Source organism: Clostridiales bacterium, from assembly GCA_015243575.1.
GTDB lineage: Bacteria > Bacillota > Clostridia > Peptostreptococcales > Anaerovoracaceae > Anoxybacterium > Anoxybacterium hadale.
The window spans coordinates 176,455-202,340 of sequence record CP042469.1 but is presented as its reverse complement, the minus strand read 5'-3'; the positions used below and the strand labels follow the sequence as shown (position 1 = coordinate 202,340).

The window sequence follows — 25,886 nt, the reverse complement described above, 5'->3', positions numbered from 1 at the left end:
AAATGTTACTCCTTGATATGATCCGATATTCTGATGCTCCCTGCCCTGGCGGTACCTGCTGATGCTGCCAAAACCACCGTCCCAAATAGAACAAGCGGGCAGAACAAATACGAAAAGATGGGATCAACAATAAATCGAAAGGATGCTGCACCAAAAGAAGAGATCACTGATCCCGCCAACGTTTCTCCCAGTGTATTTGCCAGGAAAATCCCCAGCAGAACTCCTGCCGCCAGTACCAAAACCGCCCTTGTCAGATACTGATGACGGATATCCGAATTGTGAAATCCCGTTGCCTTCATCACTGCAATGGAATACCGATCCTTTGCCACAAGCATTTGCATAAATAAAAGGGTCACCAGCCCTGTAACCAGAATCGCCACACCGACTGCTACGACAGATGCCTTTTCCACGGCAGCTATGGTCGCACCAAAGGTTTCGGAAACAAATTCATCCACGCCGGTTACCTTAACATCGGTAAATAAAGCTCTGTACTCTGAAACTTTACGAACTGCATTTCGCTCGTCTTTAAGGGATGCGCAGATCACACACCAAATTTCCTCTGCTGAGGAATCACTGAACACTGCCTTTGCTGTTTTTCCGCCGTTTGTGATGTCGGAATAAATCCCGCATACGGTAAAGTGCTTTTCTTTCCCATCAATGATCACAGTGAGGGAGTCGCCCGTGCGCTTACCCAGCTCATCTGCATTCAGAACGGAAAGGGCCAGCTCATTATCCTTTTTAGGCCCTTCTCCCTGCGCATAGTTCACGGGAAAAACAGAATGATCTCCCAACTCGATTTTCAGCCGTTCTTTATTGCCGGTATCCGTTACCATCTCAAAGACCTTGGTTGTGAGAACAACGTATCTGTCAATCTCATCATCGCTTTCCATGGTTTTTGCTATGGCTTCTGCCTGCTCTCCAAGCCCGCCTTCACTTCCATAGCCGGACTTCTGCAGATCCATTCGGATGGAACACTGACCGATTCCCATATAGGAAGTGAACGCTGGTGAGGCGATGGTATGGTACAAGTTTCGGGGCACCAGCATGATGAATACAGCTAAAATGAAGATGGCTAGCATTGTCGTATAAAGACCCATTCTTGAAAGAACATCCTTAACGCCCAAAAGCACGTTGATATTGCCCCGCCTGTTTCTGCTGAGGCGAAATCCCTTTAACCCCTTCACCTTTGCCTGTGGGTTTCCAAAACGTATTGCCTCTGACGGCGAAATCTTCCGAAAGCGGTTCAACACTCCGTTGACATATGCCGTTACGGCAAGGAAAACCAGCAAAACTCCCACTGCACCCAGCATCGGAGCCGCATACCCGTATTGGCTTTCCCCCAAGGTTTGCCGGATGTTTTCAATGAGATGATCCTGAAACACAAGGGACAGAACGCAGCCTAGTCCGGAGCCCATTGCTGCCATTGCGGCATAGTTCAATAAATATATTTTTTTCATATCCGAGAGCCGGAGACCGATGGCTTTCATCACACCGATTTCCCGGTAATCATCTTCTATTTTTGCAAGAAGCGTTAGTCTGATGCATAAAAATGCAATGGCCACCGTCAGCACGCTGATCAACAGGATGACTGCAATCATTAACCCATCAGAAACAGCGTTCAAGGTTACAAACAACGGGTAGGTCAGCGTCGGCCCGTTTGCTTCCAGCCCCGCTTGTGCATATGCAGCTTCAAAGTAAGAAAGTGCTTCTTTGTTTTTCAATCGGAATTCAATTAAATATTCAATGGTTCCGAAGGGCTTTAGCTCTTCATAGTCATTTGGGCTTATGAGAAACCGCTTGGAAGAGGCCAGCAAAGAATTCATCTGAGAATCCCTCAGAAATCCTGCTACAACAAACTCCTTCCCACAAATCAATGCCGTATCACCGGCTTCTATACTCTCTTTCCTGTAGCTGATGGGGACATAAACCTCCCCGTCAAGAGGATCGATTCGCTTTCCATCGAGATCCAGCAGATAATCAAAGGTTTCATTTTGGACTGTAAGCCCGTTATCCTGCACATTTCCCTGTAATGGTCTTCCGTTAAAAAGAATCTGGCTGTTATCAACATTCAGAAATTCCGCCAGCTGATATGCCTCCACCGCTGTATTTTCTTCGGCAAAGGCCTCCAGCCGTTCCTCATTCAATGTTCCAGAATGCATCTGTAAAAAATCGGTCGTCTTAGCTTGTGTCATCAGGGTGTCTATGGCCCCTGTCAAATGAATGATCAGGATTGCCGCAAGAGAAACCAGCATGGCCGCTGCGGTGATGAAAAGCATGGTTGTCAACGTAACCACTTTGCTCCTTGCCATATCATTTCGAATCATTCTGTAATACATAGAATTCTCCCTTTCGTACAGTGTTTTCTGAGTAACTGGACAGAAACACCGGATGAATTTTAAGCGCATGAACCGATCTGATGTGCGCATGGAATGCATCAGTGCGTCTCTAAGGCTCTGATGGATTTTATGCGGAGCAGTATGATGGCAGAAATGCTCAATAAAAGCCCCGCTATCAGGATAAGAAGACCGGTTCCCCTGCTGGTTCCAATCCCTAAAATCAACCCAACGCTGCCGGACAGAGCGCCCCCCTTGACCAGCAAAGGTGTGAAAACGTGATCTGCCAGAATGCCCGAGACTGCATAAGCTGCCACATAGCCCAGCTGAGAGATCACGCCGATGAGTCCCCAAGCCCTTCCCTGCAGCTCATTGCCGATATTGGTCCGTATCAGATAGTCAAGACTGGTATTGGCAAAGGGCAGCATGGAAAAAAACAAAAACCCGGCAGCGCAAATAAGAACGATGTTTTCTCTCAGCCCGAAGACTGCCATAAAGATTCCTGCTCCGAACAATGATAAACACAGCTTATTCACAAAATTGTGCTTCATGGGAATGATTCCCACAAAGACGCTGGTAATCAGCATTCCAAAAGCCGAAAGGGTTAAGGTTGTTCCTAAGGCCGAGCTGTCTGTGAAAGCAAGAATCATCGGTGTGGAAAGGGTCTGTATGAAACCGAGAAAAAATGTAATCACCGACCCCATTAGAACAAGAACTAAAACCCCCCGGTTGCCTGCTACGGCATGCCAGCCCTCCCGAAAATCATCCCTCATGGAACCGGACACCGGCGACCATTCCCCATTTGAGGACGCCGATACTCGCTCCGAGTTTGAGGATTCTGGTCCCCGCTCTCCTTTTGAGGATGCTGATCCTTGATCCCTTTGTGATGCAAGACTTCGCCTCACAAACAGGATCGAACTGGCAGTCACAAAGAAGGTACAAATATCGATGATCAAAAGCAGCTTAATATCGAACACTCTGAGCAGATATCCTGCCAGAATAGGAGAGATCAAATACTTTGAAGATCCTGCGGCCTGCACAAGCCCGCTTGCCTTGGTATAATCCTCCTGAGAAAGTAAATCCGTAATCGATGCTCTGTAGGCAGGCTCCAAAAGTGATGAAAACACTGAGCTGATGGTAACACCAATGCAGATCTGCCAGAGCTGCGCATCCCCAAGGAGCATGCAGATCAGAATAAACAGGATTCCCAGCGCAGAGAGACTGTCGCCAAGAAGCATCAGGAGCCTGCGGTCATATCGGTCCGCAAGAACTCCCGCCATCGGACTCAGCAGCAGAGCAGGAAGGAAGGCGAGCAAAGATACTAGCGCCAGTCCGGAGACCTTTCCTGTCACCTGATACACATAAACACCAAGACCAAAGGAGGTAAGGCCGCTTCCGATGAGAGAAATCAGTTCACCAGTCCATAGAACAAGAAATTTAGAAAAAGGATTCCGCTTCTTAGCAAGCATTTGCTTACTACGAGAACTCAGTTTTTTCTGAAGATTCTTTCCAGTTTCTTGATTCATTTGGAGCCGCCGTTCTGCTTCTCATTTCCCCTGCAATCTCTTCCGGCGGATTCTTCTTCCTCCAATCCTCCGCCGATGGTCTGTTCGATATAGGAAAGACTTCCTGTCTCCGCTCCAAGAAGCCGCTCCAGGTTGAAAGAAAATGCTTTGATCCGTCCGTGTAATTCTTCCGCTGTCATGCTGACCATGTCTGCATCAAAAACGGTATTGGCATAGACGACAATCATTTCCATGCAGGCTTCTGGGTAGGGCGTATCAAAAATTCCCTGCTCAATCCCCTCCCGGATGATGCCGGACAGTATGGGTACGACCTCTGTAAAAATCATCTTCTGTATTTTTTGGTGCATGAGAGCATTCTGCGGCTTATGAATGTGTTCCATAATTTCTCTTCCGCTTCCCCCACTGACATTCAATGCGCTTACTACGCCTAAAATTCGACTGGCTACCGGCAGACTTTTGTCTGCTGCAATCTCCCTCGCTGCTGCCATGAGCCGGAAATTGTAGCGTTCAATCAGCGCATCCATAATATCCTCTTTGGATTTGAAGTGATAATATAGGGTGCCTCTGGCAATTCCCACCTTCTCCAGAATATCTCCGGTGCTGGTTCCGTCAAATCCTTTTCCGGAAAAAAGCGCATCCGCTGCATCCAGAATTTCATTTTTTCGTTCTTCCGCTTCCTTTACAATTCTCATTTGATTCCCCTTACATCATATAAAAGTTCCCATCCAACAGGGTGTTTATTCCGATTCATTCGTAGTTACCGACCGACTGTCAGTCTATTAATAGACTAACGCAATCTATCTGGAATGTCAATGGTCAATATTTTTCTATTAGCCTCAAAATTTAGAACCTAGAATACAAAGTATCGCCTATCAGCAATAAAAGATAAGACTCTATCCATCAAGGATAGAGTCTCTATTCCTTAGTATTCGCTGGGCATCTCACCAAGCTCTGCCATGGAAAATACGGGTCCATCGATACAGACATACCGGTGTCCGATGTTACATTTTCCGCACTTGCCTACACCGCAGGTCATCCGCATTTCCAGGGTGGTATAAATGCGCTCCGGCGGCAATCCATATTGAACAAAAGCATTGGAAAGTGCCTTGATCATAGGCGGAGGACCGCAGAGAACCGCCGTCGTCTTTTCCAGATCAAAGGGGATCTTTTCGATCAGAGTATGGGGAAAGCCCACAAACTGATCCCAGCCTTCCGCAGGACTGTCGATTGTTTGATAAAATTCCGTATCCGGCATCTTAGCCCATTTTTCAAAATCATAGGAAAAGATAAAGTCCCCGGATGTCCTGGCCGCCATAAGCATTTTGATGTTGCCATACCGATCCCGATAAGCAGGGTCAAAGACATAATCAATCATCGGTCTCAGCGGAGCGAGGCCAAGGCCTCCTGTCACATAAAACAGATCACTGCCCTCCAGCTTTTCAAGGGGAAAAGAATTACCGAAGGGCCCTCTGATCCAAACGGTGCTGCCCTCACTGAGCATATGGATGTTTTCAGTGACATATCCCGTTCGCTTGACGGTCAGCTCCATATGGTCCTTGATCAGAGGGCTTGAGGCAAACCCAAAGGTACACTCTCCAATCCCTGCCACGCTGAACTCAACAAACTGACCGGGTCTGTAATCAAAAGGTTCATCAAGCTTCAGCCGAAAGGTCTTTACATCCTGCGTTTCTGATTTTGTCTCCTGAATCACTTCCAGAATCACTGCACGGGACGGAAGATATGGATTTTGTACGCTCCTGATGCCATCCTGATGTTGTACGCTCATACATGCACCTCCCTTTTTGTCTCTAACTGGCTCCTGATGTCCGCAACGGTGTTTCTGATATTGAGCCCGCCAGGGCAGGAGCGGATGCAGCGCCCGCAACCGGTGCAGGCAGTGCAGCCGTAGTTTTCAGGGATATACAGATATTTATGGAGTACCCGCTGACGAAACCGCTCATATTTTTTGGTTCTTGGATTATGCCCTCCGGCATGGAGTGTAAATTTGGGATACATGCAGCTGTCCCAAACTCTCGTGCGGGTAACGATTCCATTTTTCTCTGAATCACGAAGGTTAAAGCAGTGGCAGGTGGGACAAATAAAGGTACAGGTACCGCAGCCGATACAGCCTTCGGCATATTTCTCCCATGGCATGGAGTTGAAGACCTCTCCTTCTATCGCTTCGAGAACCAACATCTTTTCCAGCTTTACTCCATCCGGCACAGGCCCCATCCCAGGTCCTTCAGACTCCACGCTATGTCGATCCGGCTTCGCCCCATCCTGCACAGGTTCATCCCCATGGGAAGCAGAATTTATCGAAGCCTCATCGGTTCCTGAAAACAGATCGGTCCCTGAAAACAAATCGGTCCCTTTTTCTGTCAGAGGTTCATAGACAGCTCCATCGTCCTGCAGCGTAAGAAAACCGTCACAGTCCAGAGAAAAAGCTGGATTGATCCCTCTTTCCTCACAGAAGCACCCTGCTTTCTTTTCCCGGCAGTTCATTCCAATGATTGTGAGAAAATCTCTTCTGTTGCTGTAAAAACTATCCTTATACCGACCCTGCTCTCCGGTAAACACCTCGTCAAGTACCTTCATCGCAGCGAGATCACAGGGCTTTGCTCCCACCAGCAGCACCGGCTTGATCACCTGCGCCTCTTCCACCCTGTTCTCCAGAAAGCGCATCACAGCTTCCACTCTCGGAAACACTATCTCTTTGGGAGATTTATAGGGAAGGCCATCGTCAAGAACGATGTCACCCACTGCTTTTACTTCATCGTATACAAGCTTGTTATCCGCCATGACCGGAGCAACCACGGTAAACTTCTGCAGAAGGTCATCCAAAGCGGCTCTCAGCTGATTCCCGGTCAAGATATGCGAAGAACCGAAGTTAGCGCGCATTTCATATGCCGACAATGCAGTCACCTCCTAAAAAAGCCACCTGGGGATCATCTGCCTCGTACCGGTTCATGACCGGTGTGGCTTCCGGGTCGACTCCTGCTTTAAATCCGTAGGTCTCTTCAACAAACTCACTGAGCCCCTTGTAGATATACTTGAGATTTACACCGGCGGAACAGACTTTTTCACAGGCGCCACAGTCAGTGCATCTGCCTGCAAGATGCATGGCACGGTTCAGATGGAATGCAATCTTTGAGCCGGTATCGGCATCAATCTGCTCCCAGGGGGTTGCTTTTCTGTCCATAAAGCAGGAAACGCAATAACAGCCTTGACAGGCCTGTCTGCAGGCATAGCAAAGGATACATTTATCGATTTCTTTCAGAAACCGTTCAAACCGTTCTTCTACTGTCGATGTCTTCGCCCATTGGGTCACATTCTCTCCTGTTTGCGCCATAGGGAGATCACACCACGTATCCGCGCCGTCTGCCCCAATGGCAATATCCCAGAAGCTTGGTGTGGAGGAGGGACAGGCATCGCAGCCAGGCGCCAGTTTTCCGTCCTTACGCATACCCTCACATTCAATTCCTATGATGATAAAATTGTCACGATCCAGTTGATTTTCAGAAATCAGGTTGATGATGGACCGCACATCGCAGGGCTTGGCGGCAATGGCAGTCTTTTCCCTCATTTCGGTCAGGTAAAAGGCAAGATTGGTATAACAGGCATCATTCCACACAAGCCGCTTTGCATCCTGGGGGTTTCTTGCACAGTAAGGTGTCGGCCATCCGGCTTCTGGATTATCTCTCAGGCCCAGAACTGCTTCTACCGTTTCCTCTTCAAGGAGCTTTGCAGCGATTTCAGCGAGCCTTTGGGATTGTTTCTCATAATCCATCATACACCATCCCTTCCGCCAAGCTCGCTTGGTCCCAAAACCCTGATTTTTTCGGTAACGGTAGAGACAACCTCCGCAAATTTTGCACCCTCCGACGCAGAAACCCAGGTAAACTGAACTCTGTCCGGGTGAAAGCCCGCAAGAGATAAGAGTCTCTTCAATACGGCAAACCGCCTTCTTGCATAATAATTTCCTTCGAGGTAGTGACAGTCTCCAGGATGACAACCTGATACCATCACGCCATCCGCACCGTCAGCCAGTGCTTTTATAATGTATTGAGGGTTCACCCTACCTGAGCAGGGTACCCGGATGACTCTGATACTGGGGGGATATTGGATCCTGCTCGTTCCTGCCAGATCTGCTCCTGCATAGCTGCACCAGTTACATAAAAATGCAATAATCCTGGGTGTCCATTCCTCTGAAGCTGCGGTTGATGGGTCAGATGGTGCAGGGTTAATGAATTCAGCTTGTTCACTCAATATACTCACCTACTTTCTCATCAGATACTCAATCTCATTCACGATCTGCCTGTCAGCGAAACCGCCCACATCTGCCGCACCGCAGCGGCAGTTTGCCGAGCAGGTTCCGCAGCCTTTGCAGAGTGCTTCGTTGACAATGGCACGTTTTACGGTTCCCCCGCGTACCGGTACATCCTGAACCTCAACTGCTCCATAGGGGCAGATGGTCTCACAGGTTCCGCAGGCCGTACAGAGATTGCCGTCAACCTTTGCAATGGTTCCTTCTGTTTCGATAAAATCCTTTGAGATTACAGTTGCCGCTCTTCCCGCTGCTGATTTTCCCTGAACCATGGATTCTTTCAGGTTTTTTGGCGAGTGGGCCAACCCGCATAGGTATACGCCTTCCGTAGCAAAATCCACAGGGCGCAGTTTCGCATGGGCTTCCAGGAAGAAGCCGTCCTGCGTCTGGGGAATCTTCAGCAGCTGGGCCGTAATCTTGTTTGCCTCCCGATCCGCCTCCATGGCCGTAGCCAGAACGACCAGATCCGCTTCAAAGACTACTTCTGAGCTTGCCGCTTCGCTGAAAACTGAAACTTGCAGCCCCTTTGTCTCATTTGTAGGGTTCTCCCGAACCGTCGGCTTGTGCTCAAGATCATAGTTTACAAAACAAACGCCGTTCTGGCGCTCATTCCTGTAGTTGAGCTCCTGCATTCCATAGGTTCTCATTTCTCTGTAAAGTACAGAAATATTGACCTCCGGATTGATTCTTCGGAGTGCAGCGGCATTTCGCATAGCCTGATTGCAGCAGACACGGCTGCAGTACATCCGTTCCGCTTCTCTGGAGCCTACGCACTGAATCATCACCACGTTCTTGAGATTCTGTATCGACGCATCTCCATTTTGAAGCAGTCTGTCAAGGGTGAGCTGGGTGATGACCTTGGGATGCTTTCCGTGAAGGTACTCAGCGGTCTGCGCTTCATGGGCTCCTGTCGCTACGATGACAACGCCATGATTTACCGGGGTAAGCACATTATCGGATACAAGCGTCGTCTTAAAATTACCCACAAAGCCTTCCAGTTTCCCCACCGTTGTGTTTAGATGAACAGTAATCCGCTCATTGCGCATGACCCTGTCAATCATCTTCTCCAGGTATCTTTGAATCGGTCTCCCGCTGTAAGTATCATTCAATGCCAGGGCATTTCCTCCAAGGCAGCCGCTCTTCTCTGCAAGAATTGCCCGATATCCCATATCGGCAATGGCCAGAGCAGCGCTCATACCAGCGGCACCTCCTCCGAGGATCAAAGCGGAATGCTCTACGGGGATCTTCTTTCTCTGTAGTGCTACGGCAAGCAGTCCTTTTCCCACCGCCATCCGCACAAGTTCTTTTGCCTTTCTGGTTGCCGCTTGCTTATCGTCCATATGAACCCAGGAGCATTGATCCCTTATATTCGACATATTGAAAAGGTAGGGATTCAGTCCCGTCTTTTTCAGTACCGACTGGAACAGCGGTTCATGGGTTCTGGGCGTGCAGGAAGCGACGACGACCCGATTGAGCCTGTGCTTCGCAATGAGATCCATCATATTTTTCTGTGCATCCACAGAGCAGGTGTAAAGGGAGTCTTCTACATGAACCACAAAGGGCAGTGTTCTGATATAATCGCAAACATCGGGAACATCTACATAGCCGCCGATGTTGACACCGCAGCGGCAGACGAAGACACCCATTCGGATGGGTTCATTGGAAACATCCCGCAGGGGTACTTCCTCATCGGGATCGAAGAATTTGATAAAGTCTTCTTCGGATAGTTCCTCCTGATTTGCAATTTGTGCCGCTGCAGAAGCTGCAGCACTAGCCTCAGCCACTGTTTCCGGAATATCCTTGGGCCCAGAGGCTGCTCCGCAGGCGTAAATGCCCTCGACCGAGGTTTCCGGAGCGCCAAACTCATCACAGTGGACGAACCCGTACCGGTCTGTCTTCACTCCGATCCTGCCGAGCATGGCTTCTGTCTCAGGATTGGACTGAAATCCCGTGGCAAGAACGACGAGGTCATAGTCCTCCGCAGTTTTCAACCCGTCGGGTCTTGTGCTGTATAGTCTCAGCACTCCATTTTCAAGCCGCTCAATACCGCCCGCGCGGCTGCGGATAAACTTGATGCCGTATTTGTCCTCTCCAGACTTGATGTATCGATCGAAATCCTTTCCGTACGCTCTCATATCCATATAATAGATGTGGATGTCCTCCACCGATGGCAAATGCTCCTTGGTGATCTGCGCTTCCTTGACGGAATACATGCAGCAAACAGAGGAGCAGTAATCTGCCTCACACTGATCATCTCTGGAACCGACACATTGAAGGAATGCAATTTTCTTCGGCTGCCTCCCGTCACTGGGACGCTGGACATGACCGCCGTATGGCCCGGATGCGGAAAGAATTCGCTCATACTCCATTGAGGTAACCACATCTTCATATTTTTCGTATCCCAGCTCCGGCGGAATCCGATCTGCCAAATCGTATCCGGGGCTCATTACAATTGCGCTCACCGGAATTTCCAAATACTGATCCTCCTGCTTATGGCTAACGGCTCCGGCCTTGCATGCTGCCTCGCAAGCCAGACATTCACAGCAAACAGAACAGTCCACGCACCTTCTTGCCTCTGCACGGGCAGTCTCTTCGTCATAGCCAAGTTCCACTTCGTCAAAGCTGTTTCTCCGACGCTCCATATCGATGACAGGCATTTTGGCTCTGGAAGCGAACGAGAATCCGTCGGTATCCACCTGAGACAGATCTGTTTGAGGCAGCAGGAATGGTTCTATGGTATCATTCCTATTTTCCACATAGTTGATAATGGCTTTGGCAGCTCTGTTCCCGGCAGCGATGGCCTCGATCAGTGTTGCAGGTCCTGACTGAGCATCTCCTCCTGCAAATACGCCTTCCATCTCAGTTTTCGCATCTTTGGCCAGTATGGTTCCACGGGAGTGAAACACCCGGAAACCTGCTGATTCGATTTCTCTCTCCACCTTCTGTCCAATCGCTACAATGATATGATCAGCTTCTACGACAAATTCGGAATTCGGAATTGCTTCCGGGCTGCGTCTGCCCGAAGCATCGGGTTCGCCCAGCTTGTTTTTGCAGCACCGCAAACCTGTTAACCTGCCGTTTTCACTGAGAACTTCAATCTGGGATGTCAGATATAGAAACGTCACACCCTCTTCCTCAGCCTCTTCAATTTCCCATGGATTGGCCGGCATCTGCTCTCGGCAGCGGCGATACACCACCGTGACATCGCATCCCAGCCGCAGTGCTGAGCGGGCAGAATCCATTGCAACATTTCCCCCACCGATGACGATGATCTTTTTACCGGGGGTTAACTTATCATTTGAAAATGCAACCTCTGTGAACTCGTCAGCAGCTCGTTTGCTGGTGGCTGCGCTTTCTCCTGAATACTTTCTCAGATTCAGCTCCCTTAAGAACGCAACACTGGAAATGACTGCCTCATTCTCTTCCCCGGGAATTCCCAATTTGGCGTCGGAATGGGCGCCAATTGCCAGAAAGACTGCCTGATACCCCTGCGTCTTCAGATCCTCCAGCGTAAAATCCCTGCCAATTTCTGTATTGTATTTGATGTCCACACCCATGTCTTCTACAAGGGCGATTTCATAATCCAATACCTTTTTATCCAGACGGTAATCCGGTATGCCGACCTGCAGCATGCCGCCTGCCACAGGAAGCTTTTCAAATACAGTGCAGTCATACCCCTCTTTCGCCAGGGAATAAGCACAGTTGAGCCCTGCAGGGCCGGCTCCGACGATTGCTATTTTAGCCGCTTTGGGCTCAGCCGTTACCGCCACCTTCTTTTTCCCGTTCTTCTGGTCTGTATCTGCAAGGAAGCGTTTCAGACCCGCTATGCTGATGGGTTGTTCTACAAAACGCCTGGTGCAGTTGGACTCGCAGGGATGGACGCATACACGGCCCAGCACTCCTGAGAACGGCGTGACGCGGCGAACCACATCAAGGGCTTCTTCATAGCGTCCTTCTCCAGTCAGCGTAACATATCCGTGGGCGTCAATGTGAGCAGGGCATTGATACTTACATGGCGAGGAACCCTTTTTGTCTATGACGACCTTATTGGGTGCTGCCTGTGCAAAGGGTTTGAAGACTGCTTTTCTGCTCCCCACTCCCATGTCGAATTCACTTTTTAATGTAATTGGACATTGTTCCGTACAGTCCCCGCAGCCAGTGCATTTATCGGTGTCTATGTAACGAGCCTTCTGACGGATCACCGCGGTGAAATCCGGTGCGCTGCCGCGGATTTCCACCACCTCACTCCAGGTCATGGTTTTTACCAGGGGGTGATTAAACGTCGCGGTGACCTTGGGAGCAAGAATACATGCAGAGCAATCGTTGGTTGGAAAGGTCTTGTCAAGCTGGGCCATCCTCCCGCCAATGGAAGGAGACCGTTCAATGAGAAAGACAGGAATGCCCATCTCAGCTAAATCGTGGGACGCCTGAATACCACCGATTCCTCCGCCCACAACCATTACCGGCTTTTTCATACCACCCACCTACTTTTCGATTCGTTGGTTTTTCTTGTTCCGATTGATTTCGATCAGCCGCAGTGCATCTTCAATTCGTTCCAGCCTCAGCCTGCCAATATCATTTTCCAGTTCTGCAATGATGCTGATAGAATCGCCTGTTGCGTTTCCCTCTTCCACAGCAATTTCCCGGACGGTTTTAATCACATCCGAAGGCCTGGCATTTTGCGGACAATGAGAGGTACAACGACCGCACTGACTGCATTTCCAAAGTTCGTTCAAGGAGAGCAACTCGTCTTTCATTCCCACCAAGGCCATCCTCATGATGGTTCTTGGGCTATAGGCGGAATCCAATCCCGCCACAGGACACCCTGCAGTACAGGTCCCGCACAGATAACAATTCATTACATTTGCACCATCTGGAAACTTAGCGATTTGCTTTTTAAAATCTGGATTTAACGTTCCTTTCATATGCCCTGCCTTTCTTTATTCCACAATCGGTCGGGGTGATAAGCCCGCACGCTCTACTACAACGGGTACGATCTCTTCCCAGCCTACCGCCATGATGTGCAGTCCTCTGATGCCTTCGATCTTCTTTATGCGCTCAATGAGTTCAAGAACGATCCGGATTCCTTCTTCTTTCGGGTCTTCCGAATTTCTCATTCTTTCCACAAGTGCGTCAGGAATATCCATTCCGGGTACTTTTTGTGTCATTTCGATGGAGCGGAGCGATTTATTGACCAGAACCCCCGCCTCGATATATGCTTCCTTATGCAGGCCCCACGCTCTGACCTTCTCCATCCACGCCTCGAATTTGTCAATGTCATAGATGGATTGGGTCTGAACGAATTTGGCTCCCGCTTGTATTTTTTTCTTCAGACGAATCAGCTGCAGCTCTTCGGGATCTGCAAAGGGATTTGCTGTGGTACCGATGAAAAATTCCGGCACACCCTTTGCTTTCTTACCATTGTAGAAGACGCCGTCCCTCTGGAGATCTGACAGCATCTTGATCAGCTGTACCGAATCCACATCATAGACGTTTTTCGCATGGCGGTCGTTTCCGAAGCTCTGATGATCCCCGGAAAGGACAAGCAGATTCCGAAGCCCCAAAGCCCAGGCGCCCAGAAGATCACTTTGTATGGCAATCCTGTTTCGGTCTCTGCAGGTCATCTGAACCACTGCCTCTAGACCCTTCTGCTGAACAAGAAGGGAGGCTGCGATGGAGGACATGCGCAGGATAGAAGTTTGGTTATCCGTTACATTTGCAGCATCGATGATCCCGGTCAAGGCCTCCGCCGCATGGTAGACATGCCCTGAATCCGCACCCATGGGAGGACCCACTTCACCAGTGACAACAAAGGTACCGGATTCAAAGAGTCTTTGAAGTCTGCTCTTTTCTTCGCTCATTCCGTCACCTCCTCGATGGCCACATCCGGCCTTCGGATCTTTCTGGGTCCGCCATCTCTGCTTGTGCTCCAATCTCTCGGCGGAATGGTTTCAAAGAGCCGTTCCATCTGATTCAGGCTTTTTAATCTGTCGTAGATCAACTGCCAGGCACAGTCGATGGAATCGTTCACCTCACATTTCCCCTTGGAGCTTCCGCCGCAGGGACCGTTGAAATGACTCTTGGAACATCGTGCGACAGGACAGACCCCTCCTGTTTTTTCAAGAACACAGTTTCCGCAGCCCTGACACATTTCCGTCCAGTAACCGGCATCCCGGTTTGCGCCCATAAAGGCAGTATTGAGGCCGGGAATGATCGGTTTTCCCGTGCAGCGTTCCGCCAGATACTGGACGCCTACCCCGCAGGCTAAGGACAGCCCCGCATCGGCCCAGGCAATGTCTTTATCAAACTCTTCCAGAAACTCGCTGTCACACTGACGCTTGGGTGTTACCACTCTGAATTCTTGATCCCCTGACAGGGACAATAGATCGGCAAGCTCCTTTGCTTCCTTTTCACCTCCGGCAAGGCATACGGTGACGCAGGTGCCGCAAGCTGCAATCAGGACTTTCTTGTATGGCTTTATAGTCTCCCTGATTTCTTCAATGGGCTTCTGTGAAGCTATGATCATCGCACTTCTCCTTTCAAGGCTGTTAAAGCCTCATCCCGCAATATGTCTGCCATTGTGATACCAATCCGCACACTGCTGATTCGATTTGAATCGTAGCCCAATTTTCCCAATCTCTCCTTCAGCCGTTCCATCTGCTTTGTGCATCGCTTATTTCCGTCCCGATGCTTGCAGGCATCGTAGCAGCAAACCGCCACCAATACAGAATCATACTGTTTCAACGCTTCCAAGACCATACCGGTGCTGATTTCACCGCCGCAGGCCACCGGCTGGATGGCAGTATTAATCCCGACAAGGGCTTCTGCTGACAGCGGGAACGCAGAATTTTCACAGCAAAAGATTTTTAGCTTCTGTGTCGCTTTGCTATCGTCTTCCTTACCCAGCGCCATGGCTCCCACATCCTGCTCCATGACTTCGGTTCGCTGCTCCATAGCTCCCGCATCCTGCTCGAAGGCTTCGCCTTCTGATCTACAAACCGACTCTGTTCCCCGGAAAGCGATTGCACCTGCCGGACAGACAGAAACGCAGATACCGCAGCGCTGGCAGAGGAGTTCCTCTGCCTTCATTGCCTCATTGTTCTCATCAGGAGACAGCGCCGAATGAGGGCAGACTCTGTAGCAGGTATAACAAAAGGCACACTTTTTGCTGTCAACAAACGCTATTTGTTCCTGTCCCGGCTCATAGAGTTCCTTTAGATCCCTCACGAGAGACGGCACAATGGATCTTGCATCCTGGTCCAAAGAATCCGTATGGATCAGTTTCACATTTCGCTTGAACGTCGTTCCCTGGTTTAAAAACCATCTTCCTCCGCTGACTCCATGGCTGCCGCTTACGTCTCTGTCGCCATAGGTTCGAACATGCAGCGCATCGGCAAAGGCATATAGTTCGGAAGTCGGGCTGGCTTCACAAGGAATGCAGAGCGGCGTTTCCAGGACTAGCCTCGTGCTTCCATCCCAAAGTTCAATCCGGGTTTTACCGTCATCAGAGCCGATGTCAATATGCTCATACTTCACAAAGGCTACCCCTTTGTTTCTCGCCGTTCTGTAACGCTCGTCAAATCCGGAATCCGAGGCTCTGGAAGACCTTAGAAGAACCGCGATATTTCGCTTCAGTCCTGCCAGATAGCTTGCCATATGTAAAACGCAGTTTTCTATGTAGGGAGTGGCGTCCTGGTTCTGATCCATTAAAAACACGATCAGATCCTTTGGTTTCAATCCAAGGATTGCTGCTTCCGCCTCCTTTTTACTTGTAATCAGCGGGCTGAGTTCCGTGTCCTGCAGAACGATCACAGGATACTCTTTCGGAAGTGATCTCAGCTCATGCACAGTTTCTACAGCAATGGTATCAAATCCGGCATCATGTAACGCCGGTTTCAGTGACTCCGTGTATCTGCTTTTGCCGGCAAGGATCGTTTTCATTGTACCCCTCCCTTATGTTCCCAATTGCTGCCTCTTGCCTCTCCGTTGATGAGTATGGAGGCAGTATTTCGTGCACTGGCAATGGTATCAAGAATTCCCATGGGAAAGCGGGAGCATCCTGCGAGATAAACACCCGTTTCCAGCGGTTCAGAAACATATCCAAGAAACCCGCTTCGCTCAACCTTAAGGCCAGTGAGATCTGCCAAAGCCGTATTTTGAGCAAGATCAGGATGAATCCCCGTATTCAGGAAGAGATAGTCAAAGCGCTTTTGTTTTTTCCCCTCCGCATCCTCATATGCCACGATCGGGTAATCGCCTTCGAAGGAAATTTCTGCGGGTCTGCACCGTTCAAAGCGAATTCCCCTGGCTGCCAGCTCCTCCGCATAATTTCCCGGATTGACTGCCTGCAAATCCATATAAAAAAATACCACCTCAGTACCGGGGTAATATTGTTTTATTACCTTTGCGGCACGGGTGGAATAAGCACAGCAAACCTGAGAACAGTAAGCTGCTCTTTCTTTTCGCGTTCTGGAACCGTAGCACATGATAAAAGCGATGCTGTCAGGCTGCTCTGGGAAAAGGGAATCGATACTCCGTTCTTTCATCAACAGTTCCAGCGCATTGCCTGTACAGACTCTGGGAAAATCTGAGCTGTCATAGCCAGCTCCCGCAGTTTGAGCGACATCCTGAAATCCGGCAGCAACAATGATTTCTGTAAAACGCTCTTCTATTTTGCCGCTTTCAGTCTGAATCAGAACGCAAAATTCCCCATCAGCTTGAGACAGATCAATCACCGATGCACTGCAAAGCATTCTCACGTTAGCGTCCTCTCTGATATCATCCCAAAGAGAACCGACCGCGCAAAGCCCGCAGTTGTTGCATTTTGAGTCTGATTTACAGCCATAATTGCGCACCTTTCCGCCAATGTCTCTGCTTTGTTCAACGATGCAGCAATGAATTCCTGCAGACGAAAGTTCTCTCGCCGCAGTACAGCCTGCGAGACCCCCTCCAATGATCAAAACATTTTTCAAGACTTCACCTGCCACTTCTCCGTGCAAATTAAGATTTTTTCATTGCCTGTCAGCATACACGGAACATGACAGGCAGTTACAAAAGCTTATGCAGTCCTTCCTTCTATCATAACTGAGCGGCCATTTTTTTGTTATTAATATTTTCATAATTTTTGGTATGATTTTATGATCATTATTGGAGTATATTGAGTTGTTATTATTATTTTTTGTTCCAAGATGTGAATTTTTTACTGAATGCTCTTAAAATTTTCCTCCCTGAAGACGTCGGAATCATTGCAAAACCTGATTAATACAAGAATGAAACGCAAAAAATAGTCTCTGATGATTTTACAAAGTCACCAGAGACTATAGAGAAAGTTTTTAGCTACCGAACAAACGAAAAGAGATAGATGCCAATGGTAAACAGAAATAAAGCAGCAACAATTAGCCTCCAAGCTTTGAATTCACGATTCATCGCGGCACGTTCTTGGTCCGAAGGGTGATCCTCCTCCAGTTCACTTGCTTCTGCATCCCTGATGGATCTCAGTTCTTCCCCAGACAACGAATGCTTTCTAGAATAGAAGAAATAGAAGAGAAGGCAAACTGCGGTGATGATACAGCTAAGCGCAAAATACCGTGCTCCCAGGTTCAACATCATGATGACATAGATGGCCATGCTGATCACCGCTCCGAAAATTCCAAAGGGCATCTTATACGGCCGTTTCAATTCAGGCTCGTTTTTACGAAGTGATAAAAATGAGAAGAACCCGATGATATAGCACCAAAATAAGGAGCAAATGCTTATTTCAGCGATAATGACGATGGAGTTTGTCAGGATCAGCATGAATGCGACAATACCCACAAACAAAACCGCTATAAATGGAGTCTTAAAATCCTTGTGTACTCTGCCGAAAAGCTCTGGAAGAACATGGTCCGAACCCATCTGGAAAATATAGCGGGATGGAGCCGCAATACCAGGATTCATAGTGGATAAGTCACCTCCAAAGGCGATGGCGATACACAGAAAAACAAGGGGGAAACCGACATAACCTGCCATTTTGAGACCCTGAGCGTATGGAGCCTCTGCATCCGCTATAGATCCGAGCAGGTCTGTAGGGACAACTCCAATCAGAAAATACTGAAACAACGCGGATACGGAAAAAATCAGGAGTGGCGAAAGCAGTAATGTTCTTGGAATATTAATCTGTGGAAATCTGATTTCGCCTCCCATTCCCACCACGGTTTCAAACCCGGCAAAACACCACCAAAGATAAGTGATCAGAAGTACCGCATCTCTAAAACCTGGAATTTCAGCAAATTGTGAAGGAATGAAGTTGGCAGTATCCACATTCCGAATCATATAGAACATCCAAATGGAAGAAGCTGCCCAGAAAAAAGCTACAAAACCATTCTGCCATCTGCTGGACATTTTGATGCCTCTGAAATTTATTGCGATAAAAAATGCCATCAGGACAAAGGCTATTATTCTTGTATCAATGGTTATATCAATTCCGAGTCCGCTGAGGATCCAGCTAAAATAATTGGAAAACGCAAGTGCTTCACTGGCACATGCAGCAATGATTGCTATAATATAATGCCATGCTGCGATATTGGCGATGGGTTTGTTGATTGCCCGTTTCGCATATTCATAGGTGCCACCTGCATAAGGTAGCATCGCACCCATTTCCGCATACATCATTGCGGGAAAGATACAGATGATCATTGCAATTAACGTATAAATAATTACGGAGGAGCCAAGAATACCAACACAATTGGCTCCTACTGTGAATATACCTACACCGACAACGGTTCCCGTTGTTATGGTGATTCCTTCTCTCATACCCAAGGTTCTGGTAAGTTTTGATGTTTCCATAATTTTATGTGTGATGTATTCTACATCTTCTCCTTTCATCAGGTTTTACGAGTCTATCCCAGGCTCGAAGATTCCGCTTCTGATATCGTCCGCCAGCTGTTTCATACTAATTTCAGCCGCCTCTAAGACCCATTCTGCATCATCCATAGTATGGGCGATATCCAGATACCAGCGTTCTCCAGGAAGCATGATGATGCCTTCATTTTGCATATATTTTCTAAAAGCAATGAACAATTTGGGATTCCAACCCCCGTCAATGGCTTCCTGTACCGTATATACAGGTTTCTTCCCTCCAGCTATACCAAACAGTGTAAAAAATACGCCCGGTGCTTCTGTGATGCGAAGTGGTATCTCATATTTTTCTGCAATGGTCAATAGTCCTCCTGTGATATGATCCTGTACAGTCTGGCGCTCTTCATAGCATTTACCGTTTTCCTGGCCAAGAATGGAAAGGGTCACTGCTGCGGCACGCATTCCCAAAGCAAACCCATTAAAAGTACCGGGTCCTTTCAAACCATTGTCGAAGGGTTCGAAGAACTTCTTCTTTCCCACCACACAGGATACGGGAATCCCTCCTCCAATCGCTTTTGCAAACGTTGCAATATCCGGGGTGATACCGAAGAACCCCTGAGCACCGCTCAGCCCCAGTCGATATCCTGTAATGACTTCGTCAATACTCATTACCACGTTGTATTGATCGCAAAGTGCTCTTATTTTCTCCAAGAAACCAGGTTTCGGATATAGCCCCAGTGTGTTGCAGACCATGGCTTCAAAATGGATCATGGCGATTTGATCATGATGCTTGTCAAAAGTCTCCTCTAGTTTTTCAAAGTCATTCCATGGCAGTACATAGGATTCTTCGATGCAGCCAGGAAAACGGCCAGAGGTCCAATGATCGTCAGTCAGATTATCCCCTTCCTTCTGATACGGCAATGCCTCACTATCATCATTGAGCAGTCCTCCAAATACATTGTCAAACCATCCATGGTAGTGATCAGAAAACCTTACCACTACACTTTTACCGGTGTAGGCTCTTGCCATTCTGATGGCCATCTGTACTGCTTCCGAACCAGTCACCTGAACTTTGACCGCTTCTGCACAAGGTACATCCCTGATAATTGCCTCCGCGAACAAGATGTCATCTTCACCGAACAGGCAGTTGGATCCTACTATTGTGGCTGAATTTTCAATGAGATCAACAAGCCCTTTGGCAAGTACCGGATGGGCGTGTCCCAGAATGCTCGGGCCAAAGGCATCGTTGAACTGAACATACTCATTATCGTCTATATCCCATATCCGTGAACCTGATGCTCTTTTAATAAAAACCTTGTGAGGCGTTACATCAAAGGGTTCTCTGAATTTTGAATGACCTCCGGGATATAGTTCATCAAATCGTTCTGACAGCACCTTGCTCTTTTCTTTTCTAACCATACTGTTCCTTCCTTTCTTCTCTTAGGAAGCGCTGATTCAATGGCGGGTGTGTATATGATGGAGAGAAAATCAACCCATCTAATGCGCACATGAACCGCTTCCCTGAACGAAAAAAGCAAAGACACTCGTCGAAAGCGCCTTTGCTTAAACATTTTGCATATTAGGATTTTATCTGCTGAAAGAGGATAGGAATAGAATAAAACGGAACAGTTTATAGATTAAAAAATATAAATATTGTTCAGCACATGATGATCCGCCGTGAAAAATCCTTGATTCAAAAGCGTGCTGGAAGGGCCTCCCAAGAACTTCTTGAGCAGCCGATTCATGTGAGATTGATCGCAGAATCCCGAATGGAATGCAATGTCACATAGTGAATCCGAGGAATTTGCGATCAGAAAAATTGTTGTTTGAAGTTTTATAATTTCATCAAGATACTTTGGCGAGAGGCCCACATAGTCTCGAAACAGATGATTGAGATATCGTGTACTATAATGAACTTCATCAGACAGCGTATTGAGATTCACCAGGCCTTTTGATTCTACCATCCTCTGAACGCAATACTGAACAATCTTATACTTTTCATGCCTTTTAATATTGCTGATGAGCAAATTTTCGAGAATTGTGACTCGCTCTTGAGAGGATTCCGCTCGATAAAGCTGCTCGTTGATATCTCGATTTTTCACCATATGTGCACCCAGTGGGATTTGCTGGGCTAAAATCTGAAATGGATCAACGTCAAAAAACATTCTTAACGCGCCCGGATGGAATCGTATCCCGATAACATACCGATTTTTCACTGCAAGCAAACCACTGAATTTCAGCGCGGTTCCTATAATATAAGATTTGTACTCGTCATCCGTTTTGACAAAAACAAGGTCCATACATCCGTCGGGAATGATGGGAATGGATACATTTTTTGACGCACTGGTATGCAGTTCATAGAAATAGGCCACATATTTCGAAACGATCTTGTCTTTTGGCTGATATTCTCTGTAAAAGGTAAGATTTGCATCGAATCCTGGCTGCAGAGATAAATAATGATTAAGAGTTTTCTCTATCTCATCTTCTGTAAACTTCGATTGGAAACTATAGTCTCTCATGAAAAACACCGCCTCACCCTGATGCAGTCCATTTCGGTGAACATACATAGTAAAAAAGTGGAACTGACGGAATCAAGATTCCTCATTATTAAAAAAGTGGCTGCCGCTACTCCGCTTGATATTCCCAATTATATAAAAAAATAGCAAAATCGCTTCAAGCGACTTTGCTTTTCAATCATACAAATTGCTAACTAGATTCAAACGGAAGTCTAATAATCACAATATTCAGATTTTTATTATTATACCATACAAAATTAGTAGTGTATAGTATGAAATCCCTGTGTATATCTGGTAATATCTGCAGTCTTAATACCTGTATTTGTCAGAATCCTATTTTTAAATAGTTCTATGTTTTATTTGAAAACAGGATAGAAATTATCATTTAGAATCATATTAAATTCTATAACTTGACCTAGTGCTGTCAGGTTTGATCGATATAATAGAATCTATCATTCATACCACAGAAAAGGAGTTTTTATATGAAAGTTTTAACCAAGTTAGGTGAATTAGAATTGCCTGAATCCATCGCCTCTTTTTTCCAAGCATCCGTAGAATATGATGAGGAACTGCTCACAGAGTGCTTTGCTGAAGATGCAATTCTTCAGGATGAGGGAATGGAATATCGCGGTCCTTCTGAAATCAGCAGGCATATTATCAAGGCAAACCGTGATGCTGCTGTAACCAAGGAGTTGATCGACTTCAAGGAAAAGGATGGTCTTCCTGTTGCCACTGCCATGCTGTCCGGTGATTTTGAAGGAAGTCCTCTCCCGCTAGATTTTCATTTTGTTCTTTCAGGAGAAAAAATAAAGTCGCTGGACATCACGTTATCGGAACCGGAAAGCTGAAGCCCTTCTACTGAGGTATCCATTCGGAAAAGCTGAAGGTATTTTACAATAAAATCCCGACGGTGTATAATATTTTTGAATTGTCGGCTCTCATCCTCTGTTTAGCATAAGATAATCAGCGGTAGTCGCTAGGCGATTCGGAAAGGAACTTATTATGAAACTGTACATCCGTCAAAAGATTTTTTCATGGGCCGATCGGTTCACTGTTAAGGATTCTGTGGGATCCGATAAGTACTTTATTGAGGGAGAACTCTTCTCTTGGGGAAAAAAGCTTCACATCACTGATATCAGGGGAAATGAAGTCGCTTTTATTCAGCAGAAAGTTTTCAGCCTCCTACCAAAATTCTTCGTTTTTGTAGATGGAAGACAAGTAGCTGAAATCGTCAAAGAGTTCACTTTTTTTCGTCCTCGGTACAGTATCGAAGGATTAGGCTGGGAGATCAGCGGAAGCTTCATGGCTCACGATTATGAAATCACCCAGCACGGACTACCCATCGTAACGATTCATAAGGAATGGATGACTTGGGGCGATTGCTACGAGCTTGATATCTCGGAGGGAAAAGATGAGATTATCGCACTGGCGGTAGTCCTTGCCATTGACTGTGTAATGGATGCCGCAGCTGCCGGTGCTTCGACTGGTTCCAACGGCAGCTAAGTTTAGGAAATTGCATCATTCAGTCAGAGAAGACTCAGCTGAATGATGCAATAGACCTTCACAGTCGCTAATCATCGTTTTCTTCTGTTCTGAGTTCTTCCATCTGCAGTTTTACATCGGGAGACAATGCATCAATCAAATAATTGGGTTCCTTGCCCTGCAGCTCTGGATGTTGCTGCCTTAACTTTTCACTGGCCGCATCCATTTCTTCCTTCAACTCTCTGGCTGATAAAAGTGCACAGCCGGAACCTCTTATGATGAGCTGCTGCAAGCCGTCAGAAGTCGCAACAGTAATGTCATATTTTTTCTTATTGTCATGGGCAAACTTCTCAATGTACTGATCTGCCGTCTGAGCTTCTTTCGTAAACACCACATGAATATTATAATAGTCGATCAGATCCTCATAGTGCCTCTGAACGCGATATGCGTCAAACACTACGATGATCTCACGGTTTCGAATCCCCTGATAGTTGCTGAGCGCATCCAGAAGCTTCATTCTCGCGCCCGCCATGTTATCATCCACCAGCTCTTTTAGTTCTGGCCATGCATGGATGATGTTGTAACCATCCACCAGTAGATACTGATCTCTGCGAGTACTGCTCCCAATTCCAAGTCCCATGCCGCCAGCCTGTTGGAGGTTGCCTTCACTGCCGAATCCTGACACCGATTCATAATAGCTCTCATGGGCAGTTTTCCGACGTTTCCATGCAGACTTCCTACCCTGATTAGCGTAGAAGGTCCTATTCATAATCCGGTCAATCTCATCCAGACCGATCCATTCTTCGCCTTTATTTACTGCTGCCTCGGATCCAACTGTGGCATAGGCTTCCTGTTTTTGCTTCAGGAAGCTTTCCAAATGCATATACTCCTTTACGTCAAACCATTCTACAAGGAAACCAGCACCATTGGCACAGAACACGGAACCTGTTGGGTTACTAAGGTCATTCTCAGGATCATACCTGATCTGATCCAAAACCTCCTCTGGATTATGACAGACGCCATATCCCTGCAACGTGCAAAAAAGTCGCCCTAGGCCCTTTGTATAAGAAGAAACATCCTTTTGATAGTTTCTCAGCCGAATTACCGGAGCACTTCCGGTTAGAACTGCCGTTTCACCATTTGTGGCTATAATTTCGCTGGTTCCAGACATCTGCTCAATATCGGTCATCGCCCTTCCTACCATTCTCTCAGGCAACTCCAGCTGATAAGAATAGTAGGGTTCTAAAAGAATCGAATCTGCCTCCATCAAACCCTGGCGCACCGCACGATAGGTTGCCTCTCGAAAATCTCCGCCTTCAGTATGCTTGTTGTGCGCTTTTCCTGACACCAGTGTAATTTTCATATCAGTGATTGGGGCTCCGGTTAAAACCCCTTTATGCGCCTTCTCCTGCAGATGCGTCAGAATCAATCTCTGCCAGTTTTTCGCCAGCAAGTCCTCACTGCACTCAGATTCAAATTGCAGCCCACTTCCCTGCTCCCTCGGTTCCATCAGTAGATGAACCTCCGCATAATGGCGCAAGGGCTCAAAATGACCGACACCTTCAACAAGTCCTGCGATTGTCTCTCGATACAAAATCCGTCCTTCACCGAAGCTTACGACAACGCCGAAACGGCTTTCTATTGTGCTTTGCAAAATTTCAATCTGTACTTCACCCATTATCTGGGCCTGGATTTCCTGCAGCGGCTCGTTCCAAACGATGTGCAGCTCTGGCACTTCTTCTTCCATCTGTCGTATTTTGGGGAGGAATCCCCTCGGATCACAGCCCTCAGGCAAAATCATCTGATAGGTAAGTACCGGTTCCAGTATAGGCGCCGAGGTTGTCTTTTCACGCCCCAACCCTTCTCCCGGCCTTGTTTGGCTAAGACCTGTAACGGCACAAATAGACCCTGCTTCCAGTGTGCTGACAGTTTCATATTTCTGTCCCGAGTAGATGCGGATCTGATTCACTTTTTCTTCCCAGCCGTCACCGGTAAGGAGATCCTTAACTTTGAGATCTCCTCCTGTGAGCTTCAAATGAGTTAGGCGGTTTCCCTGGTCGTCCCTTGTGATCTTAAAAATCCTCGCTCCGAATTCATGGAAATAGTTAGGCTCCTTTGAGAAAGCTTGAATGATCTGCAGCAATTGCCACACTCCATCGTTTTTCAATGCTGAGCCGAAGCAGCATGGAAATACTCGCCGATGACTGATAGCCGTCCGGATCTGTGCTGTTTCGATATACCCATTCTCGAGAAAGGATTCCAGCATGATCTCGTCGATCATTGCCAGCTGATCATAAAATCCATCAGGCTCGGATTGATCCGCGCTTGAAAACACTCTATCAAGCACAGATATTCCTGCACCTTCCGCTGCATCTTCCAGAACAATATCACTGAAGTCGATGCATCCTTCATCCAACATTTTTTTCAGCTCTGCCATCAATGTTTGACGATCAGCTCGTTGCTGGTCCATTTTATTGATAAACAGAAATGCTGGAATTTTATAATGTTCCAAAAGTCGCCATAGTGTTTTTGTATGGCTTTGAACCCCATCTGCCCCACTGATCACTAAAATAGCGTAATCCAGCACCTGCAGCGTTCGTTCCATCTCAGCAGAAAAATCCGCATGCCCCGGCGTGTCAAGCAATGTAACCTGAAGATCACCAATCTCAAAAACCGCTTGTTTTGAAAATATGGTGATTCCTCTTGCACGTTCGAGATCATGATTGTCCAGAAAAGCGTCTTTATTATCAACCCTTCCCTGCTTTCCCAGCTTACCGCTCAAATATAGAATACTTTCAGATAGGGTTGTCTTGCCGGCATCTACATGTGCCAATATTCCGATGGCCAGTTTTTTCATATGTCTTCGTAA

The 25,886-nt window shown here is 47.4% G+C and carries 19 protein-coding genes; 2 read left to right on the top strand and 17 right to left on the bottom strand.

Annotated elements, in window-relative coordinates; all coding sequences use genetic code 11:
- Positions 1-5 precede the first annotated feature (5 nt).
- From FRZ06_00805 to FRZ06_00730, 16 genes are all read right to left on the bottom strand, one after another.
- Positions 6-2,336, bottom strand: a complete 2,331-nt coding sequence (locus FRZ06_00805; protein QOX61994.1) for an ABC transporter permease — start codon at positions 2,334-2,336, stop codon at positions 6-8.
- 98 nt (positions 2,337-2,434) lie between these two features.
- Positions 2,435-3,802 carry an MFS transporter gene (locus FRZ06_00800; protein ID QOX65779.1) on the bottom strand — a complete coding sequence of 456 codons (1,368 nt, stop codon included), beginning with the start codon at positions 3,800-3,802 and terminating at the stop codon, positions 2,435-2,437.
- Positions 3,803-3,855: 53 nt separating this feature from the next.
- The gene (locus FRZ06_00795; protein QOX61993.1) at positions 3,856-4,551 is read right to left on the bottom strand and encodes a TetR/AcrR family transcriptional regulator; all 696 of its coding nucleotides are present in this window, start codon (positions 4,549-4,551) and stop codon (positions 3,856-3,858) included.
- Positions 4,552-4,781: 230 nt separating this feature from the next.
- Positions 4,782-5,645 (bottom strand): hydrogenase, encoded by an 864-nt coding sequence (locus FRZ06_00790; protein ID QOX61992.1) that lies wholly within the window; start codon positions 5,643-5,645, stop codon positions 4,782-4,784.
- On the bottom strand, positions 5,642-6,772 hold the full coding sequence (locus FRZ06_00785) for a hypothetical protein (protein ID QOX61991.1): 1,131 nt from the start codon (positions 6,770-6,772) through the stop codon (positions 5,642-5,644). Before FRZ06_00785 ends, FRZ06_00790 begins: the two co-directional genes overlap by 4 nt.
- The gene (locus FRZ06_00780) at positions 6,759-7,649 is read right to left on the bottom strand and encodes a hypothetical protein (protein ID QOX61990.1); all 891 of its coding nucleotides are present in this window, start codon (positions 7,647-7,649) and stop codon (positions 6,759-6,761) included. Before FRZ06_00780 ends, FRZ06_00785 begins: the two co-directional genes overlap by 14 nt.
- Positions 7,646-8,104 carry a hydrogenase iron-sulfur subunit gene (locus FRZ06_00775; GenBank protein ID QOX65778.1) on the bottom strand — a complete coding sequence of 153 codons (459 nt, stop codon included), beginning with the start codon at positions 8,102-8,104 and terminating at the stop codon, positions 7,646-7,648. The genes FRZ06_00780 and FRZ06_00775 overlap by 4 nt, the downstream gene beginning before the upstream one ends.
- A gap of 30 nt (positions 8,105-8,134) precedes the next feature.
- Positions 8,135-12,658, bottom strand: a complete 4,524-nt coding sequence (locus FRZ06_00770) for an FAD-binding protein (GenBank protein ID QOX61989.1) — start codon at positions 12,656-12,658, stop codon at positions 8,135-8,137.
- Between the two features lie 9 nt (positions 12,659-12,667).
- Positions 12,668-13,108: a hypothetical protein gene (locus tag FRZ06_00765; protein QOX61988.1), complete on the bottom strand. Its 441-nt coding sequence runs from the start codon at positions 13,106-13,108 to the stop codon at positions 12,668-12,670.
- A gap of 15 nt (positions 13,109-13,123) precedes the next feature.
- Positions 13,124-14,044 (bottom strand): methylenetetrahydrofolate reductase, encoded by a 921-nt coding sequence (locus FRZ06_00760; protein ID QOX61987.1) that lies wholly within the window; start codon positions 14,042-14,044, stop codon positions 13,124-13,126.
- Complete coding sequence (locus FRZ06_00755; protein ID QOX61986.1) at positions 14,041-14,709, bottom strand: hypothetical protein; 669 nt, start codon at positions 14,707-14,709, stop codon at positions 14,041-14,043. The genes FRZ06_00760 and FRZ06_00755 overlap by 4 nt, the downstream gene beginning before the upstream one ends.
- Positions 14,706-16,124, bottom strand: coding sequence for a hydrogenase iron-sulfur subunit (locus tag FRZ06_00750; GenBank protein ID QOX61985.1), 1,419 nt, complete (start codon positions 16,122-16,124; stop codon positions 14,706-14,708). Before FRZ06_00750 ends, FRZ06_00755 begins: the two co-directional genes overlap by 4 nt.
- A complete protein-coding gene (locus FRZ06_00745) occupies positions 16,121-17,182 on the bottom strand; it encodes a CoB--CoM heterodisulfide reductase iron-sulfur subunit A family protein (protein ID QOX61984.1) in 1,062 nt (353 codons plus the stop codon). The genes FRZ06_00750 and FRZ06_00745 overlap by 4 nt, the downstream gene beginning before the upstream one ends.
- Positions 17,183-17,519: 337 nt before the next feature.
- Positions 17,520-19,046 carry an APC family permease gene (locus FRZ06_00740; protein QOX61983.1) on the bottom strand — a complete coding sequence of 509 codons (1,527 nt, stop codon included), beginning with the start codon at positions 19,044-19,046 and terminating at the stop codon, positions 17,520-17,522.
- Between the two features lie 6 nt (positions 19,047-19,052).
- Positions 19,053-20,438, bottom strand: coding sequence for an aminotransferase class III-fold pyridoxal phosphate-dependent enzyme (locus tag FRZ06_00735; GenBank protein QOX61982.1), 1,386 nt, complete (start codon positions 20,436-20,438; stop codon positions 19,053-19,055).
- Between the two features lie 218 nt (positions 20,439-20,656).
- Positions 20,657-21,586: an AraC family transcriptional regulator gene (locus FRZ06_00730; GenBank protein ID QOX61981.1), complete on the bottom strand. Its 930-nt coding sequence runs from the start codon at positions 21,584-21,586 to the stop codon at positions 20,657-20,659.
- Positions 21,587-22,017: 431 nt separating this feature from the next.
- Here FRZ06_00730 and FRZ06_00725 point away from each other — a divergent pair, with 431 nt between their 5' ends.
- Positions 22,018-22,383: a nuclear transport factor 2 family protein gene (locus FRZ06_00725; protein ID QOX61980.1), complete on the top strand. Its 366-nt coding sequence runs from the start codon at positions 22,018-22,020 to the stop codon at positions 22,381-22,383.
- A gap of 154 nt (positions 22,384-22,537) precedes the next feature.
- Complete coding sequence (locus tag FRZ06_00720) at positions 22,538-23,038, top strand: hypothetical protein (GenBank protein ID QOX61979.1); 501 nt, start codon at positions 22,538-22,540, stop codon at positions 23,036-23,038.
- A gap of 67 nt (positions 23,039-23,105) precedes the next feature.
- Here the strand turns inward: FRZ06_00720 and FRZ06_00715 are convergent, their stop codons facing one another.
- Positions 23,106-25,874, bottom strand: coding sequence for a GTP-binding protein (locus tag FRZ06_00715; GenBank protein QOX61978.1), 2,769 nt, complete (start codon positions 25,872-25,874; stop codon positions 23,106-23,108).
- Positions 25,875-25,886: the final 12 nt, after the last annotated feature.

Bases quoted from the DNA above. Each gene is read 5' to 3' on its own strand.
- FRZ06_00805 (QOX61994.1), bottom strand. From the start codon at position 2,336: ATGTATTACAGAATGATTCGAAATGATATGGCAAGGAGCAAAGTGGTT.
- FRZ06_00800 (QOX65779.1), bottom strand. From the start codon at position 3,802: ATGCTTGCTAAGAAGCGGAATCCTTTTTCTAAATTTCTTGTTCTATGG.
- FRZ06_00795 (QOX61993.1), bottom strand. From the start codon at position 4,551: ATGAGAATTGTAAAGGAAGCGGAAGAACGAAAAAATGAAATTCTGGAT.
- FRZ06_00790 (QOX61992.1), bottom strand. From the start codon at position 5,645: ATGAGCGTACAACATCAGGATGGCATCAGGAGCGTACAAAATCCATAT.
- FRZ06_00780 (QOX61990.1), bottom strand. From the start codon at position 7,649: ATGATGGATTATGAGAAACAATCCCAAAGGCTCGCTGAAATCGCTGCA.
- FRZ06_00770 (QOX61989.1), bottom strand. From the start codon at position 12,658: ATGAAAAAGCCGGTAATGGTTGTGGGCGGAGGAATCGGTGGTATTCAG.
- FRZ06_00765 (QOX61988.1), bottom strand. From the start codon at position 13,108: ATGAAAGGAACGTTAAATCCAGATTTTAAAAAGCAAATCGCTAAGTTT.
- FRZ06_00760 (QOX61987.1), bottom strand. From the start codon at position 14,044: ATGAGCGAAGAAAAGAGCAGACTTCAAAGACTCTTTGAATCCGGTACC.
- FRZ06_00755 (QOX61986.1), bottom strand. From the start codon at position 14,709: ATGATCATAGCTTCACAGAAGCCCATTGAAGAAATCAGGGAGACTATA.
- FRZ06_00750 (QOX61985.1), bottom strand. From the start codon at position 16,124: ATGAAAACGATCCTTGCCGGCAAAAGCAGATACACGGAGTCACTGAAA.
- FRZ06_00740 (QOX61983.1), bottom strand. From the start codon at position 19,046: ATGAAAGGAGAAGATGTAGAATACATCACACATAAAATTATGGAAACA.
- FRZ06_00735 (QOX61982.1), bottom strand. From the start codon at position 20,438: ATGGTTAGAAAAGAAAAGAGCAAGGTGCTGTCAGAACGATTTGATGAA.
- FRZ06_00730 (QOX61981.1), bottom strand. From the start codon at position 21,586: ATGTATGTTCACCGAAATGGACTGCATCAGGGTGAGGCGGTGTTTTTC.
- FRZ06_00725 (QOX61980.1), top strand. From the start codon at position 22,018: ATGAAAGTTTTAACCAAGTTAGGTGAATTAGAATTGCCTGAATCCATC.
- FRZ06_00720 (QOX61979.1), top strand. From the start codon at position 22,538: ATGAAACTGTACATCCGTCAAAAGATTTTTTCATGGGCCGATCGGTTC.
- FRZ06_00715 (QOX61978.1), bottom strand. From the start codon at position 25,874: ATGAAAAAACTGGCCATCGGAATATTGGCACATGTAGATGCCGGCAAG.